The sequence below is a fragment of the Streptomyces marokkonensis genome, assembly GCF_008312835.1.
Lineage (GTDB): Bacteria > Actinomycetota > Actinomycetes > Streptomycetales > Streptomycetaceae > Streptomyces > Streptomyces marokkonensis_A.
On sequence record NZ_VSKS01000016.1, the window covers coordinates 93,665 to 111,097 of the forward strand.

The 17,433-nt window shown below is 70.3% G+C and carries 15 protein-coding genes and 1 riboswitch; of the genes, 4 read left to right on the plus strand and 11 right to left on the minus strand.

Going from position 1 to position 17,433, the window contains the following annotated elements; all coding sequences use genetic code 11:
• Nucleotides 1–48: 48 nt before the first annotated feature.
• The 6 genes from F1615_RS25065 to F1615_RS25090 form a co-directional block, all read right to left on the minus strand.
• On the minus strand, nucleotides 49–1,377 hold the full coding sequence (locus tag F1615_RS25065; protein ID WP_149551337.1) for an aminotransferase class V-fold PLP-dependent enzyme: 1,329 nt from the start codon (nucleotides 1,375–1,377) through the stop codon (nucleotides 49–51).
• 160 nt (nucleotides 1,378–1,537) lie between these two features.
• A riboswitch (SAM riboswitch) is annotated at nucleotides 1,538–1,654 on the minus strand.
• Between the two features lie 76 nt (nucleotides 1,655–1,730).
• Nucleotides 1,731–2,795: an anthranilate phosphoribosyltransferase gene (gene trpD / locus F1615_RS25070; RefSeq protein WP_149551338.1), complete on the minus strand. Its 1,065-nt coding sequence runs from the start codon at nucleotides 2,793–2,795 to the stop codon at nucleotides 1,731–1,733.
• A gap of 154 nt (nucleotides 2,796–2,949) precedes the next feature.
• A complete protein-coding gene (locus tag F1615_RS25075; protein ID WP_149551339.1) occupies nucleotides 2,950–4,587 on the minus strand; it encodes a cytochrome b in 1,638 nt (545 codons plus the stop codon).
• Nucleotides 4,584–5,642, minus strand: a complete 1,059-nt coding sequence (locus tag F1615_RS25080) for a ubiquinol-cytochrome c reductase iron-sulfur subunit (protein WP_149551340.1) — start codon at nucleotides 5,640–5,642, stop codon at nucleotides 4,584–4,586. The genes F1615_RS25075 and F1615_RS25080 overlap by 4 nt, the downstream gene beginning before the upstream one ends.
• A complete protein-coding gene (locus F1615_RS25085) occupies nucleotides 5,639–6,451 on the minus strand; it encodes a c-type cytochrome (protein ID WP_149551341.1) in 813 nt (270 codons plus the stop codon). Before F1615_RS25085 ends, F1615_RS25080 begins: the two co-directional genes overlap by 4 nt.
• Nucleotides 6,452–6,529: 78 nt before the next feature.
• Nucleotides 6,530–7,141 carry a cytochrome c oxidase subunit 3 gene (locus F1615_RS25090; protein ID WP_149551342.1) on the minus strand — a complete coding sequence of 204 codons (612 nt, stop codon included), beginning with the start codon at nucleotides 7,139–7,141 and terminating at the stop codon, nucleotides 6,530–6,532.
• 215 nt (nucleotides 7,142–7,356) lie between these two features.
• Here F1615_RS25090 and F1615_RS25095 point away from each other — a divergent pair, with 215 nt between their 5' ends.
• A complete protein-coding gene (locus F1615_RS25095; RefSeq protein ID WP_149551343.1) occupies nucleotides 7,357–7,758 on the plus strand; it encodes a response regulator transcription factor in 402 nt (133 codons plus the stop codon).
• Nucleotides 7,759–7,862: 104 nt separating this feature from the next.
• Here F1615_RS25095 and F1615_RS25100 read toward each other — a convergent pair whose 3' ends face one another.
• From F1615_RS25100 to coxB, 4 genes are all read right to left on the minus strand, one after another.
• The gene (locus tag F1615_RS25100; RefSeq protein ID WP_149551344.1) at nucleotides 7,863–9,134 is read right to left on the minus strand and encodes a L,D-transpeptidase; all 1,272 of its coding nucleotides are present in this window, start codon (nucleotides 9,132–9,134) and stop codon (nucleotides 7,863–7,865) included.
• 129 nt (nucleotides 9,135–9,263) lie between these two features.
• Entirely contained in the window at nucleotides 9,264–9,662 is a 399-nt protein-coding gene (locus tag F1615_RS25105; RefSeq protein ID WP_149551345.1) for a cytochrome c oxidase subunit 4, read from the minus strand.
• On the minus strand, nucleotides 9,659–11,395 hold the full coding sequence (ctaD, locus tag F1615_RS25110; protein WP_149551346.1) for a cytochrome c oxidase subunit I: 1,737 nt from the start codon (nucleotides 11,393–11,395) through the stop codon (nucleotides 9,659–9,661). Before ctaD ends, F1615_RS25105 begins: the two co-directional genes overlap by 4 nt.
• On the minus strand, nucleotides 11,392–12,351 hold the full coding sequence (gene coxB / locus F1615_RS25115) for a cytochrome c oxidase subunit II (protein WP_149551347.1): 960 nt from the start codon (nucleotides 12,349–12,351) through the stop codon (nucleotides 11,392–11,394). Before coxB ends, ctaD begins: the two co-directional genes overlap by 4 nt.
• Before the next feature lie 281 nt (nucleotides 12,352–12,632).
• Between coxB and F1615_RS25120 the strand changes: the two genes are divergently transcribed.
• The gene (locus F1615_RS25120; protein WP_149551348.1) at nucleotides 12,633–14,021 is read left to right on the plus strand and encodes a cysteine desulfurase/sulfurtransferase TusA family protein; all 1,389 of its coding nucleotides are present in this window, start codon (nucleotides 12,633–12,635) and stop codon (nucleotides 14,019–14,021) included.
• 47 nt (nucleotides 14,022–14,068) lie between these two features.
• Here the strand turns inward: F1615_RS25120 and F1615_RS25125 are convergent, their stop codons facing one another.
• Complete coding sequence (locus F1615_RS25125; protein ID WP_149551349.1) at nucleotides 14,069–15,043, minus strand: carbohydrate kinase family protein; 975 nt, start codon at nucleotides 15,041–15,043, stop codon at nucleotides 14,069–14,071.
• A 129-nt stretch (nucleotides 15,044–15,172) separates the two neighbouring features.
• Between F1615_RS25125 and F1615_RS25130 the strand changes: the two genes are divergently transcribed.
• On the plus strand, nucleotides 15,173–15,382 hold the full coding sequence (locus tag F1615_RS25130; protein ID WP_149551350.1) for a hypothetical protein: 210 nt from the start codon (nucleotides 15,173–15,175) through the stop codon (nucleotides 15,380–15,382).
• A 144-nt stretch (nucleotides 15,383–15,526) separates the two neighbouring features.
• Nucleotides 15,527–17,410, plus strand: a complete 1,884-nt coding sequence (locus F1615_RS25135) for a hypothetical protein (protein WP_244328832.1) — start codon at nucleotides 15,527–15,529, stop codon at nucleotides 17,408–17,410.
• Nucleotides 17,411–17,433: the final 23 nt, after the last annotated feature.

Consider the following 17,433-nt stretch of genomic DNA (forward strand, 5'->3'; position numbering starts at 1 on the left):
GGGCAGCGCCCCGGACCCCCGCTCCTCAAACGCCGGAGGGGCCGGAAGTCAGCCCCTCCGGGTGGAGGTGTCCTGGACGAGCTCGCGCACCGCGCGTACGAACCGCTCCACGTGCTCGTCGGGCGTACCCACGCCGAAGCTGACGCGGATGGCGCTGAGGGGCCTCTCCCCCGGCGCCGCGCCAAGGGCGCCGCAGTCACCCTGCACCTGCGGGTCGCCGCCCAGCAGCGTGCGCACCAGCGGGTGCGCGCAGAACAGCCCGTCCCGCACGCCGATGCCGTACTCGGCGGACAGCGCGGCGGCGAAGTGGGAGCTGTTCCAGCCCTCGACCACGAAGGAGAGCACGCCGACGCGCGGGGCGTCGTCCCCGAACAGGGAGAGGAACCGCACCTCGGGAACGTCCGCGAGCCCTTCGCGCACCGCGCGGATCAGCCGCTGCTCCCGGGCGGCCAGCGTGTCGAAGCCCGCATCGGTGAGCGCCTTGCAGGCGGAGGCGATGGCGTGGGCGCCGATGACGTTGGGCGACCCTGCCTCGTGCCGGGCGGCGCCCTCGTGCCACTCCACGTCCACTCCCCCGTCCGCGCGCCGGGTGACCGTGCGGCTGGCGCCGCCGCCCGCGAGGTAGGGCTCGGCCGCGCGCAGCCAGTCGGCGCGGCCGGCCAGCACACCGGAGCCGAAGGGGGCGTACAGCTTGTGCCCGGAGAAGGCGACCCAGTCGACGTCCAGGTCACGGACGCTCACCGGGTGGTGCGGGGCGAGCTGGGCGGCGTCCAGCACGATCCGGGCGCCGTGCGCGTGTGCGGCCTCGGCCAGTTCCCGTACGGGCCACAGCTCTCCGGTGACGTTGGAGGCGCCGGTGACGCAGACCAGGGCCGGGCGGTGCGGATCACGGCCGGCCAGGGCGCGCTCCAGGGTCCGCACGGCCTGGCGGGGGCTGCGCGGGGCGTCGAGGCAGGTGACGCGGGCGCCACGCCAGGGCAGCAGGGAGGCGTGGTGCTCGGTCTCGAAGACGAAGACCTCGCAGCCGTCGGGGAGCGCGGCGGCGAGCAGGTTGAGGGAGTCGGTGGTGGACCGGGTGAAGACCACCTGATCACCGGTGCGGCAGCCGAGGAACTCCGCGACGGTCCGGCGGGCGTTCTCGAACAGGTCGGTGGAGAGCTGGGAGAGGTACCCGGCGCCCCGGTGGACGCTGCCGTAGTAGGGGACGTAGGCCGCCACGTCGTCCCACACGCGCTGGAGGGCGGGCGCGCTGGCGGCGTAGTCGAGGGCGGCGTAGGTGACCTCGCCCCCGGTGACGAGGGGGACGGTGACGTCCCGGCCCAGAACGGGCAGCGGGGCACGGACGGAGCGGTCGGCGGCAACGGTGGAGACGGACATGGCGGAACTCCCGTGGGCAGGCGGAATCCTCGCGCGAGCGGACGGCGCTCAAGCGCGGAAGGAGAGGAAAAGGGGTGTGCGGAGGCGGGGCTCGGCAGCCCTAGCGCATTCGCTTGCTCACAGAAGGCTCCTCGACGACCAGGACCCCTGGTGTGCGAGGGGTCCGCGCTTGCCGTGCGCCTTGCTGCGCACGGCCTGGTCTTCACCCGGGGCACCCCGCCACGGACGGAGGGTTGCCGGACAGCCGGCCGGGGCCTGATGGCTGTCACTCATGACCTGGACAGGAAAATACGTGAAGTGATCGATGCCCCGCAACCCGCGTCCGGATCGCGGGACATCCCGCCGTGAGGCGACTAGGCGTTGCTGACGGCCACCCAGCGCTCCAGGGCCCGCTTGGCGGCCCCCGAGTCGATCGCCTCGGCCGCCTTCGCCATCCCGGCGCGGATCTGCTCGGTGAGCGGGCCGGAGCCCGGCTCCAGGGCCACCAGCGCCGCCGCGGAGTTCAGCAGCACCGCGTCGCGGACGGGGCCCTGTTCGCCGTCCAGCAGCCGCCGGGCGACCTCCGCGTTGTAGGAGGCGTCGGCGCCGCGCAGGGCCTCCACCTGCACCAGCTCGATGCCGACGTCGCGCGGGTCGAAGGTCTCCTCGTCGACCTTGCCGTCGCGGACCACCCACACCTTGGAGGTGGCGGTGGTCGTCAGCTCGTCCAGGCCGTCGTCACCGCGGAACACCAGCGAGGAGTGGCCCCGGCCGGCGAAGACCCCGGCCATGATGGGGGCCATCCGGGGGTCGGCGACCCCGACCGCCTGCGCCTTGACCTTCGCCGGATTGGCCAGCGGGCCGAGGAAGTTGAACACCGTGCGGATGCCCAGCTGGCCGCGGGCGGCGGCGACGTGGCGCAGCGCCGGGTGGAACTTCACCGCGAAGCAGAAGGTGATCCCCGCCTCCTCGGCGACCTCGGCGACCCGTCGCGGCGTCAGCTCCAGATTGACGCCGAGCTTCTCCAGGACGTCGGAGGCACCGGACGCGGAGGAGGCGGCCCGGTTGCCGTGCTTGACGACCTTCGCGCCGGTGCCGGCGACCACGATCGACGACATCGTGGAGATGTTCACCGTCTTGGCGCCGTCGCCGCCGGTGCCGACGATGTCGACCGTCGCGCCCGGCACCTCGATCACATGGGCGTGGTCGTACAGCGCCCGTACGCAGCCGGTGATCTCCTCCACGGTCTCGCCCTTGGCCCGCAGGGCGACGGCGAACCCGGCGATCTGCGCGTCGGTCGCCTCACCGCGCATGATCAGGTCCATCGCCCAGGCGGTGTCGTCGGCGGAGAGGTCCCGGCCGTCCAGCAGTTGGTTCAGCAGGGCGGGCCAGGAGCGGCCCGCCGCGGTGTCGCCTCCAGCGGGGGTCACAGCGCTCATGGCCGCTCCTGATGGTCGTGGAAGAGTCCCGGGAGCCGGAAGGGTCCCGGGCTCCACCCTATCCAGCTCCGGGGACGGCGAAGGGCCCCCGTCCGCAGAACGGACGGGGGCCCTTCGCCGTCGTGTGGCGACTGAGGTGAGGCGCTGGAGGTGATCAGTGGTGGCCGTGGCCGCTCGTGATCTCCTTGTACTCCTCGACGGTCGGCTTCGGAATCTGGGACTCCCCGCCGTAGTAACCCTTGCTGAGCTTGGCGCGCAGCTTCTCGGACATCTTCACCTTGCGCCGGACACCGTTCTCGTCGACCGTCGGGCCGATCTCGACCGGCTTGTACTGCTCGTGCGCGGTGAGGGTGTACAGCTGCTCCTGGCTGAGCGGCTCGTGGACCTCGATGAACTCACCGTGCGGCAGGCGCTTGATGATGCCCGCCTCACGGCCGTGCAGCACCTTGTCCCGGTCCCGGCGCTGGAGGCCGAGGCAGATCCGCTTGGTGACGATGAACGCCAGGACCGGCGCGACGAAGAACGCGATCCGTACGAACCAGGTGATGGCGTTGATCGACAGGTGGAAGTGGGTGGCCCACAGGTCGTTGCCACCACCGACGAGGAGCACGAAGTACAGCGTGATCCAGGCGACGCCGAAGGCGGTGCGCGTCGGGGCGTTGCGCGGGCGGTCGAGGATGTGGTGCTCGCGCTTGTCGCCGGTGACCCAGGACTCGATGAACGGGTACACCGCGATCGACACCAGGACCAGCGGGAAGATCAGCAGCGGGATGAACACGCCCAGGACGAGCGTGTGACCCCAGAAGTTGATCTCCCAGCCCGGCATGACACGGATCAGGCCCTCGGAGAAGCCCATGTACCAGTCGGGCTGGGCGCCGGTGGAGACCATGTCCGGCCGGTAGGGGCCGATGTTCCAGATGGGGTTGATCGTGGCGATCGCCGAGAGGGCCGCGAGCGCGCCGAAGACCAGGAAGAAGAAGCCTCCGGCCTTGGCCATGTACACCGGCAGCAGCGGCATGCCCACGACGTTCTTGTTGGTCTTGCCGGGACCCGCGAACTGCGTGTGCTTGTGGTAGAAGACCAGGATCAGGTGGGCCACCACGAGGCCGAGCATGATGCCCGGCAGCAGCAGGACGTGGATCGAGAAGAACCGGGCCACGAAGTCGTCGCCGGGGAACTCTCCGCCGAAGAGGAAGAACGAGATGTACGTGCCGACGATCGGCACGGACAGGATCGCGCCCTCCATGAAGCGGATACCGGTGCCGGAGAGCAGGTCGTCCGGGAGCGAGTAGCCGGTGAAACCGGTGAACATGCCCAGGACGAACAGCAGGAAGCCGAACAGCCAGTTGATCTCACGCGGCTTGCGGAACGCGCCGGTGAAGAACACGCGCATCATGTGCACGAACATCCCGGCCAGGAAGACCAGCGCGGCCCAGTGGTGGATCTGCCGGATCAGCAGACCGCCACGGACGTCGAAGCTGATGTCCAGCGTCGACTTGTAGGCCTCACTCATCAGCTGGCCCTGCAGCGGCACGTACGAGCCGTGGTACTCCACCTCGTTCATCGACGGGTGGAAGAACAGCGTCAGGTACACACCCGTGAGGATGATGATGAGGAAGCTGTAGAGGCAGACCTCACCCAGCATGAACGACCAGTGGTCGGGGAAGATCTTGCGCATGTTGGCCTTGGCCAGGGAGTAGATCCCCAGCCGGCCGTCAGCCCAGTCGGCGACGCGCTCGCCGGCCGGTGCCTTCCCGCGCGAGCGGGACTCAGGGGTCGTTGTGGTACTCATCCGCGCTCCCAGAAGGCAGGACCGACGGGCTCGTCGAAGTCGCCGAGCGCTTCGAGGTAGCCCTCGTCGTTCACGCCGATGCGCAGCTGCGGCAGGGCGTGACCGGCGGGACCGAAGATGACCCGGGCACCGTCGGCGAGGTCGAAGGTGGACTGGTGACAGGGGCACAGCGCGTGATGCGTCTGCTGCTCGTACAGGGAGATCGGGCAGCCGACGTGGGTGCAGATCTTCGAGTACGCGAGGATGCCCTCGTGCGACCACTCGAGCGCCTGCTTGTCCTTGATGTCGTCCGGCTGGATGCGGACCAGCATCAGGGCGGCCTTGGCGATCTCGGTCTGGAAGCCGTGGTCGTGCTCGTCCAGGCCCTCGGGCTTGGCGAAGGTCAGCGAACCCACGATGATGTCGGACGGCCGCATCGGCTCGTTCGTGTTCTGGTTGATGAGCAGCTTGCCCTTGGACCACAGGGTCTCGCGCAGCTTGGTCCCGGGCAGCGGCCCGAGGTCGCGCAGCAGCACCACGCCGGAGAGCGGGAACAGGGCGAGCGCGCCGAACATCGTGTTGCGGATCAGCTTGCGACGGCCGAGCGCGGACTCCTTGGCACCCTGGCGGAAGTCGTCCATGACCTTCGCCTTGACCTCGGGGGAGGCCTCGATCGGGTGACGCTCGTCGGCGATCTCGTGGTCCGACATCAGCGTGCGGGCCCAGTGGACCGCGCCGGCGCCGATGGCGAACAGGGCGACACCGAGGGTCATACCGAGCGCGAAGTTCAGCGCGCTGATGCGACCGAGCGGGAAGATGTAGACCGTCTTGTCGACCGGGATCGTCACGTACGAGGCGATGAAGCCGACGGTGGCCAGCATCGACAGCGTGAACAGCAGGGCCACCGTGCGCTCGGACCGCTTGGCGGCCCGCTCGTCGATGTCCTGGATCCGGTGCTCGTGGGGCGGCAGGCCAGGGTCGGCGAACGGGTTCTTCTCGTCCGCCAGCTTCACGGCGCCGTGCGCGGTGTCCTGCGCTGCGGGCAGGTTCTCTTCGGGAATGTCTTGGCTACTCATGACTTCTTGGCCTTTGCGGTCCGAGCGGCGACCCAGACGGCGACCGCGACCAGCGCGCCCAGTCCGAAGACCCAGGCGAACAGACCCTCCGCCACCGGGCCGAGTCCGCCGAGCTCGAGGCCACCGGGGCTGTCGGACTCGTCGCTGTTGACCGCGTTCAGGTACGCGATGACGTCCTTCTTGTTCTGCTCCGACAGCGTGCTGTCGGGGAACGAGGGCATGTTCTGCGGGCCGGTGAGCATGGCCTCGTAGATGTACTTGGGCGCGACGTCCTCGAGGTTCGGGGCGTACTTGCCGTGGGTGAGCGCACCACCCTTGCCGGTGAAGTTGTGGCACTGCGCGCAGTTGTTGCGGAACAGTTCACCGCCCTTGGCGATGTCGGCACCCTCGGGGCCGTACTGCTCCTCGGTGGGAATGGCCGGGCCGGCGCCCAGGGAGGCGATGTACGCCGCCAGCTGGTCGATCTCGGCCTGGCTGTAGACGGCAGGCTTCTTCGGGATCTGCGCGCCCTGCGAGGTGGCGGCCGGCATACGGCCGGTGCTCACCTGGAAGTCGACGGCGGCGGCGCCCACGCCCACCAGGCTCGGACCGTCGGAGGTGCCCTGACCGCCGGTGCCGTGGCAGCTGGCGCAGCCGACCGCGTAGAGCTTCTTGCCCTCCTCGATGGTGAGGGACTGGGCGGTTTCGTCGGCCTGCGCCTTGTCCGCGGGTGCGAACACGGCGTAGAGCCCCCCGGTGCATGCCAGCGCGAGGAGTAGGACGACGAGCGCCGCCAGCGGGTGGCGTCGTCGTGCGGAGAGCTTTTTCACGGATTACCCCGGTGTCAGGATCTTCTGCGTCGATGCTTCTGGTTGGTGCGCTGCTTCGAGCGCGCGGATGCGGTCCCGCTACTTGATCATGTAGATCGTGGCGAAGAGGCCGATCCAGACGACATCGACGAAGTGCCAGTAGTAGGACACGACGATGGCCGCGGTCGCCTGGTCATGAGTGAACCTCCGGGCCGCGTAGGTCCGGCCCAGGACCAGCAGGAAGGCGATGAGACCGCCCGTCACGTGCAGGCCGTGGAAGCCGGTGGTCAGGTAGAACGCCGAGCCGTACGGGTCGGAGGAGAGGGACAGGCCCTCGTGCTTGACCAGCTCGGTGTACTCGAAGACCTGACCGCCGATGAAGACGGCGCCCATGATGAAGGTGACGATGAACCACATCCGGAGCTTCTTCACGTCACCGCGCTCGGCGGCGAACACGCCGAGCTGGCAGGTGAGGGAGGAGAGCACCAGGATCGTGGTGTTCGTCGCCGAGAACGGGAAGTTCAGGGTGTCGGCCTTCTCCGACCAGAAGTCGGGTCCGGTCACCGATCGCAGGGTGAAGTACATCGCGAAGAGGGCCGCGAAGAACATCAGCTCGGAACTCAGCCAGATGATGGTTCCGACGCTGGTGAGGTTCGGTCGGTTGACCGACGGGTGCGCGTGCCCGGTATCTACTGTCGTTGCTGTCGCCACGCCGACATTATGTCGGTCGCTTATCCCGCCCTCACTCCCGGGGGTGCCGTTCGGTGTGTTCCCCCCTTCTGGACTGCCCGGATGGCCCACCGGACGCCTCTTCGAAGCCGTGTCCGAACCAGTGTTGACAGGCGGCCCGAGGGGGTAGCATCCGCGCCATCGGTACCCGAAGTTCCCGACAGAGCCGTGCCCTCTCTCTTACGCGTGGAGGAACAATGCAGGCGACCGCCACGGTGCTGGTCTACAGCGACGACGCCAACACCCGGGAGCAGGTGCGCCTCGCGACCGGGCGGCGGCCGGCTCCGGACGTGCCCGTAGTGGAGTTCGTGGAGTGCGCGACCCCGGCGGCCGTGATCACGGAGCTGGACCGGGGTGGCATCGACGTGTGCGTGCTGGACGGTGAGGCCGTGCCGATGGGGGGCATGGGTCTGTGCCGCCAGATCAAGGACGAGGTGTTCAACTGTCCGCCGGTGCTGTTGCTGATCGGGCGGCCGCAGGACGCGTGGCTGGCGACGTGGAGCCGGGCCGAGTCCGCGGTGACCCTGCCGGTGGAGCCGGTCGAGTTCGCGGGGGCGCTGGCCGCGCTGCTGCGGCAGAAGCGTCTGCAGAGCGCCTAGCGTCCGGTTCCTCTTGTCGCACGGCGGCTGCGGGGCCGTTGTGGCTGGTCGCGCCCGCGCGGCGGAGCCGCATGCCGATATGGCCCCGCCCCCCTTTCGGGGAGCTACACAGCCGTTGGCCGGAGGCGTGCCGTTTCCTGGGGGCTCTGGGCGGCGTCGGTCGTCAGCGCGCTGCCCGCTCGCCATTTGGTCCAGTCCAGGTTCCAGTCGCCGAAGCCGTTGCCGAAGGGTTCCATCGTCTCGCCGGCCGAGTTGACCACCTCGACGATGTCGCCCTGTCGGACGTTGTCGAAGAACCACTTGGCGTTGTCGGTGCTCATGCCCACACAGCCGTGGCTGACGTTGGCGAAGCCCTGGGAGCCGACCGACCACGGGGCGGCGTGCACGTACTCGCCGCTCCAGGTCACCCGGGTGGCGAAGTGGACGTCCAGGTCGTACGACTCCGCCGAGCCCTCGGCGATGCCGACGGTGCTGCTGCGCATGCGTACGAAGGGTTCCTTGGCCAGGACCACCTTGACGCCGTTGCGGGTCTCGAAGCCGGGCTTGCCGGTGGTGACGGGGATCTGCTTGATCTCCTCGCCGTTCTTGTGGACGGTCAGCCGGTGCGCGGCCGCGTCGGTCAGGGCTATGACCCGGTCACCGGTGCGGATCGTCAGCGGCTTGGACGTACCACCCCGCAGCCGGTCGCCGACCCTGATGCCCTCCAGGGCGCTGCGCACCCGGACGGTCGCGTGCGCGGGCCAGTAGTCCTTCGGGCGGTAGTGCAGCTTCTTGTCGTCGACCCAGTGCCAGGCGCCGCTCACGGCGGGCGTGGAGTCGACCTTGAGGGCGCGTTCCACGACGGCGCGCTGCGCCCGGTCCCTGACGGGTTCGTTGAGCTCGGCGGTGACGGGCTGGCCGACACCGTACGTGCCCGCCTCGGGGCCGAAGGTGACGGCCAGGCGCTTGGTGCTGGTGGGCCGGCCGGTGGTGAAGGTGAGGACCTTGCGGCCGGGGGCCCCGTCCTCGTTCTCGGTGCTCACCCGGACCGTGTACCGGGCGCCGGCGGCCAGCGGGGAGGTGCTGTGCCAGCGGCTGCCGTCGGCGGCCAGTTCGCCCGCCACGTGGCGCCCCGAGGCGTCCACGGCGGTGACGTCGGTGATCCGCCCGTCGGAGTCCTCGGCGACGACCTCCAGGGGCTTGTCGGGGTCGGCCTGCTTGCCCGCCTCGACGGATCCGCTGAAGGAGATCTGGTCCGCCGCGTCGTACGGCTCGGCGGCCAGCGGGTCGCCGTCGGAGGTGCAGCCGGTGACGCCCGCGCCGAGGGCGATCACCAGCGTGCAGCCGACGACCCGGCTCCGGCGGCCGCCTGCGCCACGGAACTCTGTGTGTCTCATGGCCTCACGCTAGGAAGCCGTGCCGGCCTCGGCCCACTGGACGGTCCGAACGGGTGAAGGGCCGGGGCGAAAGACGGGGCCCGGACGCTCCTGACGGAGTGTCCGGGCCCCGAAGTGCCGTACCGCGTGCTACTGGGTGCGGTTCTCACCGCGGTAGTACTCGAAGACCCAGCCCCAGATGCCGATCAGGAGCAGCGGCGCCGAGAAGTACATCAGCCACCAGCCGACCGCGACGCCCAGGAAGGCCAGGGCACCACCCACGGCGAGCGAGAGCGGCTGCCAGCTGTGCGGGCTGAAGAACCCGACCTCGCCGGCGTCGTCGGCGACGTCCGCTTCCTTGTTGTCCTGCGCGCCCACGTCGACCCGCCGGGCGGTGAAGCCCAGGTAGAAGCCGATCATGATGCTCAGGCCGAAGGCCAGGAAGAGGGCGGTGGTGCCGACCGGCTCCTTCGCCCAGACGCCGTAGACCACGGCGACGAGGAGGAAGAAGACGCTCAGCCACATGAACATCTTGCCCTGGATCTTCACTTGCCGGCCTCCTTGCCACCGGAGAGGGCCTTCTCACCGTGACCGGCGTTCTCGAGCTCGTCGAGTGCGGCGATCTCCGGGTGGTGAAGGTCGAACGCCGGGGATTCACTGCGGATCCGCGGCAGGGTGAGGAAGTTGTGCCGCGGCGGCGGGCAGGAGGTCGCCCACTCCAGGGAGCGGCCGTAGCCCCACGGGTCGTCGACGCCGACCGGCTTGCCGTACTTGGCCGTCTTCCAGATGTTGTAGAAGAACGGCAGGAGCGACAGGCCGAGCAGGAACGAGGCGATCGTCGACACGGTGTTCAGCGCGGTGAAGCCGTCGGCCGCGAGGTAGTCCGCGTACCGGCGCGGCATGCCCTCGACACCCAGCCAGTGCTGGACGAGGAAGGTGCCGTGGAAGCCCACGAACAGCGTCCAGAAGGTGATCTTGCCGAGCCGCTCGTCGAGCATCTTGCCGGTGAACTTCGGCCACCAGAAGTGGAAGCCGGCGAACATCGCGAACACCACGGTGCCGAACACCACGTAGTGGAAGTGCGCCACCACGAAGTAGCTGTCGGAGACGTGGAAGTCCAGCGGGGGCGAGGCCAGGATGACGCCGGTCAGACCACCGAAGGTGAAGGTGATCAGGAAGCCCAGCGTCCAGAGCATCGGTGTCTCGAAGGAGAGACTGCCCTTCCACATGGTGCCGATCCAGTTGAAGAACTTCACACCGGTCGGTACCGCGATCAGGAAGGTCATGAAGGAGAAGAACGGCAGCAGCACGCCGCCCGTGACGTACATGTGGTGCGCCCACACCGTCACCGACAGACCCGCGATCGCGATGGTCGCGCCGATCAGGCCCATGTAGCCGAACATCGGCTTGCGGGAGAAGACCGGGATGATCTCGGAGACGATGCCGAAGAACGGCAGCGCGATGATGTACACCTCGGGATGGCCGAAGAACCAGAACAGGTGCTGCCAGAGCAGCGCCCCTCCGTTGGCCGAGTCGAAGATGTGCGCCCCGAACTTGCGGTCCGCCTCGAGGGCGAACAGCGCCGCCGCCAGCACCGGGAAGGCGAGCAGGACCAGCACACCGGTCAGCAGCACGTTCCAGGTGAAGATCGGCATGCGGAACATCGTCATGCCCGGAGCGCGCATGCAGATGATCGTGGTGATGAAGTTGACCGAGCCGAGGATCGTTCCGAAGCCGGAGAACGCCAGGCCCATGATCCACATGTCGGCGCCGATGCCCGGCGAGCGGACCGCGTCCGACAGCGGGGAGTAGGCGAACCAGCCGAAGCCGGCCGCGCCGTCCGGGGTGAGGAAGCCGGCGACCGCGATCAGCGAGCCGAACAGGTAGAGCCAGTAGGCGAACATGTTCAGCCGCGGGAACGCCACGTCGGGCGCGCCGATCTGCAGCGGCATGATCCAGTTCGCGAAACCGGCGAACAGCGGCGTCGCGAACATCAGCAGCATGATCGTGCCGTGCATCGTGAACGCCTGGTTGAACTGCTCGTTCGACACGATCTGCAGACCCGGCCGGGCCAGCTCGGCGCGCATGACGAGCGCCATCACGCCACCGATGACGAAGAACACGAACGACGTCACCAGATACAGCGTGCCGATCGTCTTGTGGTCCGTGGTCGTCAGCCACTTGACCACGACGCTGCCACGGTTCTGGCGCCGCACCGGCAGCTCGTCCTCGTAGTGGGACCCGGCTGCCTCGGCACCCTGAGGTTGATTGAGGATGCTCACAGGATGTTCGACTCCCGGTTCTTCTCAGGGCCCGTCTGTCCGATGCCGGCGGGCACGTAACCGGTCTGCCCCTTCTTCACGAGGTCCTTCAGGTGCTGCTCGTAGCGCTCGGGGGAGACGACCTTCACGTTGAACAGCATCCGGGAGTGGTCGACGCCGCAGAGCTCGGCGCACTTGCCGAGGAAGGTGCCCTCACGGTTGGGGGTCACCTCGAAGGCGTTGGTGTGGCCCGGGATGACGTCCTGCTTCATCAGGAACGGCACCACCCAGAAGGAGTGGATGACATCACGCGAGGTCAGCACGAAGCGGACCCGCTTGCCCTCGGGCAGCCACAGGGTGGGGCCCGGGTTGTTGGTCTGCGGGTTCCGGGTGCCGGGGACACCGCAGTCGTAGACACCGCCGGCGTTCGCCGGGAAGGCGTCCTTGTAGCGGTCCGGAATCGCTTCCAGTTCCTTGGACTTCTTGGCGTCGCCCGTGGAACCGTCGACGTTCTCGACGTAGTTGAAGCACCAGCTCCACTGGAAGCCGACCACGTTGACCGTGACGTCGGGACTCTTCTCGAGCTTCAGCAGCTCGGATTCGTCGCGGGCGGTGAAATAGAAGAACACCGAGACGATGATGAGCGGAACCACCGTGTACAGCGCCTCGATGGGCATGTTGTACCGGGTCTGCGGAGGTACCTCCACCTTGGTGCGGCTGCGCCGGTGGAAGAAAGCACTCCACAGGATCAGGCCCCACACCAGCACGCCGACGACGAGCGCGGCGGCCCAGGATCCCTGCCACAGGGAGAGGATCCGCGGAGCCTCTTCCGTGGTGGGGGTGGGCATACCAAGGCGGGGGAAGTCCTCCCATGTGCAACCGGTGGCGGTCGCCAGGACCAGGCCCGCGGTCAGTGCCTGCAGCAGCTTCCGCCGCATCGGGCGCCGCGGCGAGCGGTCGGAGCCGTTGGGACTCACGTAGCGCCTTCCCGAGAGTCTCGCCCGCGCGGATTGGCTGCGGCCTGCCTTCTCGCTGGTCGGTCGCCGCCCTGCGTCGGGCAGGGGTTTGGATGTTTATGCGGACCAAACCCTAGCCGACGCCCTCCGGGGGGTTGCGGGGAGGGGGGCCTAGTGGGTGGGGCGTTCGCTGATTTGGCGGGTGCGGGCCGTCGCGGGCCGATCGCGACCGCGACGCGGCCGCGTACCGGAGCGGCCTCCCGCCCCGGGGACGCCGCCCCGGCGGGGGTTAGCGTTGCCGTGTGTCCTACTTCGACGCCGCTTCCGGCGCTCCCCTTCATCCCGTCGCCCGTCAGGCGTTGATGGCCTCGCTCGACGAGGGGTGGGCGGATCCCGCACGGCTCTACCGGGAGGGGCGGCGGGCGCGGCTGCTGCTGGACGCGGCGCGGGAGGCCGCCGCGGAGGCGGTGGGGTGCCGGCCGGACGAGCTGGTGTTCACGCCGTCCGGCACCCGGGCGGTGCACTCCGGGATCGCGGGGGCGCTGGCCGGGCGGCGGCGCGCCGGGCACCACCTGATCGTGTCAGCGGTCGAACACTCTTCTGTGCTCCATGCGGCGGAAGTCCACCAGGCCGGCGGGGGGTCGGTCACCGAGGTCGCGGTGGACCGCACGGGAGCCGTGAGCCCGTCCGCGTACGCCGCGGCGCTGCGGCCGGACACCGCGCTGGCGTGTCTGCAGTCGGCCAACCACGAGGTGGGGACCGTGCAGCCGGTGGCCGAGGTGGCCGAGGCGTGCCGGTCGGCGGGGGTGCCGCTGCTGGTGGACGCGGCCCAGTCGCTGGGCTGGGGGCCGGTGGAGGGCGGCTGGTCGCTGCTCGCGGCGAGCGCGCACAAGTGGGGCGGGCCGTCGGGCGCGGGACTGCTCGTCGTGCGCAAGGGGGTGCGGTTCGCGCCCCAGGGGCCACGGGACGAGAGGGAGTCGGGGCGGGCGGCCGGGTTCGAGAACCTGCCGGCGATCGGGGCCGCGGCGGCGTCCCTGCGGGCGGTGCGGGCGGAGGCGGCGGAGGAGTCGGCGCGGCTGCGGGAACTGACGGAGCGGATCCGCGCGCGGGTGCCGCGGCTGGTGCCGGACGTGGAGGTGGTCGGCGACCCGGAGCGGCGGCTGCCGGGGATCGTCACCTTCTCCTGTCTCTATGTCGACGGGGAGACCCTGCTGCACGAACTGGACCGCGCCGGTTTCTCCGTGTCGTCCGGGTCGTCCTGCACGAGCAGCACGCTGACGCCGAGCCATGTGCTCAGGGCGATGGGGGTGCTCAGCGAGGGCAACATCCGGGTCTCGCTGCCGCCGGGCACGCGGGAGGAGGACGTCGAGCGCTTCCTGGCCGTCCTGCCGGAGGTGGTGGCCGGGGTGCGGGAGAAGCTGGGCGCACCGGTGTCCGCCCGTGAGGTGGTGACGCGGGAGCGGGACGAGGCCCTGGTCGTCGACGCGCTGGGCCGGCGCTGCCCGATCCCGGTGATCGAGCTGGCCAAGGTCATCGGGGACGTCCCGGTGGGCGGCACGGTCCGCGTCCTGGCCGACGACGAGGCGGCCCGCCTGGACATCCCCGCGTGGTGCGAGATGCGCGGCCAGGAGTACGTGGGCGAGGAACCGGCGGACCGGGGCTCCGTCTATGTGGTCCGCCGGTCGAGCTGACCCGCCGTGGCCCCGCGCGGCGGAGCCGCGCGGGTGCACCCGGGGGGTCAGCTCAGGTGCGCGCGGACCTCTTCGGCCGCCTCGTCCCCGTACGCCTTGGTGAAGCGCTCCATGAAGTGGCCCCGGCGCAGCTGGTACTCCTGGGTGCCGACCGTCTCGATGACGAGCGTCGCCAGCATGCAGCCGACCTGCGCCGCCCGCTCGAGCGGAACGCCCCACGCCAGTCCCGACATGAAGCCCGCGCGGAAGGCGTCGCCCACGCCGGTCGGGTCGGCCTTGGTCTCCTCGTCGGGGCACCCGACCTCGATCGTCTCCTCGCCGGCGCGCTCGATGCGGACGCCGCGCGCGCCGAGGGTGGTGACGCGGTGGCCGACCCGGTCGAGGATCTCCGCGTCGCTCCAGCCGGTCTTCGTCTCGATGAGCCCCTTCTCGTACTCGTTGGAGAAGAGGTAGGTCGCCCCTTCCAGCAGTATCCGGATCTCCTCGCCGTTCATCCGGGCGATCTGCTGGGAGAAGTCGGCGGCGAACGGGATGCTCCGGGTGCGGCACTCCTCGGTGTGCCGGAGCATCGCCTCCGGGTCGTCGGCCCCGATGGAGACCAGGTCCAGGCCGCCCACGCGGTCGGCGACTGTCTTCAGCTCGATCAGGCGGGCCTCGCTCATCGCGCCCGTGTAGAAGGAGCCGATCTGGTTGTGGTCGGAGTCCGTGGTGCACACGAAGCGTGCGGTGTGCAGGGTGTCGGAGATGCGGACGGAGTCGGTGTCGACGCCGTGCCGGTCCAGCCAGGCCCGGTACTCGTCGAAGTCGAAGCCGGCGGCCCCGACCAGGATCGGGCGGGTGCCGAGCTGGCCCATCCCGAAGGCGATGTTCGCCCCCACGCCACCCCGGCGCACGTCGAGGTTGTCGACCAGGAAGGACAGCGAGACCGTGTGCAGCTGGTCCGCGACGAACTGGTCGGCGAAGCGGCCGGGGAAGGTCATGAGGTGGTCGGTGGCGATGGAGCCGGTGACTGCGATGCGCACGGCGTGGATTCTCCTGAGGGAGGCGGGTTGACACTTCACGCTACCGGGTGACAGCGGCCCGTAGAAGCGGCCATAACTACCCGATAGTAGGTCTTTCTTCGTGACCTTCGCCGTGCATACGGTGCCGACATGATGAACATCAAGGTCCACTCCTCCGCCCCGGTCGACCTCGAGGGCGGCCTGGCGTCGCTGCGCGGCGACTGCGCCCGGATGGTGCCCCATTGGACGGTCCCGGACCGGGTGGCCGCCCGGCCGGTCTCCCCGTCCCTGATCCACGGCGTGAACGTGCCTGTCGCGTCCGCCCGGCTGCTGGACGCGATGTCCGACTACGGCGACTGAGCCGGCCCCGGGGAACCGTGCGCTCCCCCGCTGCGTCCCATCGCTGTCCCCCGTATGGGGGATGCGGGATACGACCCTTCAGCAGCCCCGGTACGACCGGGCATGGGTCTCCCGGGACAGTTGTGCGGCCGAAGGAGCGATGCGGTGAACACCGAGCGACCCGACAACGACGACGCCGAGGCGCGCGCCGCCGACAGCACGCGCGACACCGGGGGCGCTTCGGGCGGCGACGGGGAGACGGGCGCCCCGGAGCGGCGGGACCGGGAATCCGTCACCCCGGAACCGGAGGGCCGGGAGCCCGCCACACCGGAACCGCGGAAGCAGAAGCCCTCCACACCGGAACCGCAGGACCGGGAGCCCGCCACACCGGAACCGCGGAAGCAGGAGTCCGCCACCCCGGAACCCCAGGGCCGGGAGTCCGCCACACCGGAACCGCAGAAGCGGGAGACCACCGCCTCGGGGCCGGACACGACGGGACCGGACGCCGGAGCCGGGGAGTCCGGCGAGGGCGGTCCCGAGTACGGCGAGGACGAGACCGTCGTCGGGGGACACCCGGCCGACGGCCCCCGGTCCGAGGAGGAGCCCGCCGAGGGCCCGGCGCGACGGCGTTCGCCCGTGCTGATCGCCTCCGTCGCCGCCGCGGTGCTGCTCGTCGGCGGCGGCGGGGCCTACCTGGCCGCCGGTGCCGGCGGTGGTTCCGGGGGCGGTACGACCCCGGGGGTGAACGGCGACGCCACTCCCCCGCCGCTCACCCTCGACGGCTACTCCGAGGACGCCGCGAACGGCATCGCGCCCGGCGAACCCAATCCCTACGGGGCCACCTACCGTGCCGACGGCCCCCTCCCGGACGGCCCCGGCTCCGCGCCGGTGCACCACGTCAGGGGGCAGGTCACCCAGCAGCAGGTGGTCACGCTGGCGAAGGCGCTGGGGCTGGACGGGAAGCCGGTCGCGGAGGGCGGGTCCTGGCTGATCGGCGGCCAGGACGGCTCCGGGCCCACCCTGCGGGTGGACCGGGAGGCTCCCGGCTCGTGGACGTACAGCCGGAACACCCCGGGCACCGACAACTGCAAGGGCGCCACCTGCAAGCCCCCGTCCGGCGGTGGCGGTCCCGTGGTGAGCGAGGCCGCCGCGAAGAAGGCCGCGGCGCCCGTCCTGAAGGCCGCGGGGCAGGACGACGCGAAGCTCGACGCGAGCCAGATCATGGGCGGCAGGCGCGTGGTGAACGCCGACCCGGAGATCGGCGGGCTGCCGACGTACGGCTGGACGACCGGCGTGGTCGTCGGGGCCGGGGGCGAGGTGGTCGGCGGCAACGGCCGGCTCGCCGAGCCGGTGAAGGGGGACGTGTACCCCACGGTGAGCGCCGGCAAGGCGCTGGACCTGATGAACGCGGCACCGGGCACCGGGCGTGACGCCGGCATCGGCGGCTGCGCGAGTCCCGTACCCCTGGACGAGGAGCAGGGGGGCACCTCCTGCGGGACGCCGGGCACCTCGCCCCAGCAGGACACCCTGACGGTCGAGAAGGCGGTGTTCGGGCTGGCGGCGCATTCCGTGGACGGCCGGCCGGCACTGGTGCCGTCCTGGCTGTTCGAGGTGGTGCCGCCGAACGCGCGCGGCACGCTCACCGTGACGCATCCGGCGGTGGACCCGCGCTACATCGCCTCCGGGTCACCGTCCGGGGAGGCCAGCCCCGCGCCGTCCGGGCCCGGTGACCGGCCGACCGCCGCACCGTCCACGCGTGAGGTCGACGTCGAGGGCTACACCGCAGAGGGTGACGAGCTGACCGTGACCTTCACGGGCGGTGTGTGCGCCGACTACCGGGCGACGGCGAGCGAGAAGGGCGGCGAGGTGACGGTGCGGGTGACCGAGACGCCCTGGCCGGACAAGGTGTGCATCCTGATCGCCAAGCAGTACCAGCAGACGGTGCGGCTGGACGCGCCGCTCGGCGGCCGCGAGGTGGTGGACGCGGACGGCGAGCCCGTGCCGCTGCGCAAGGACGGTGCCCGGCTGCCGGCGCCGCCCACCCGGTAGGACCGGACGGAGAAAGCCCGAAG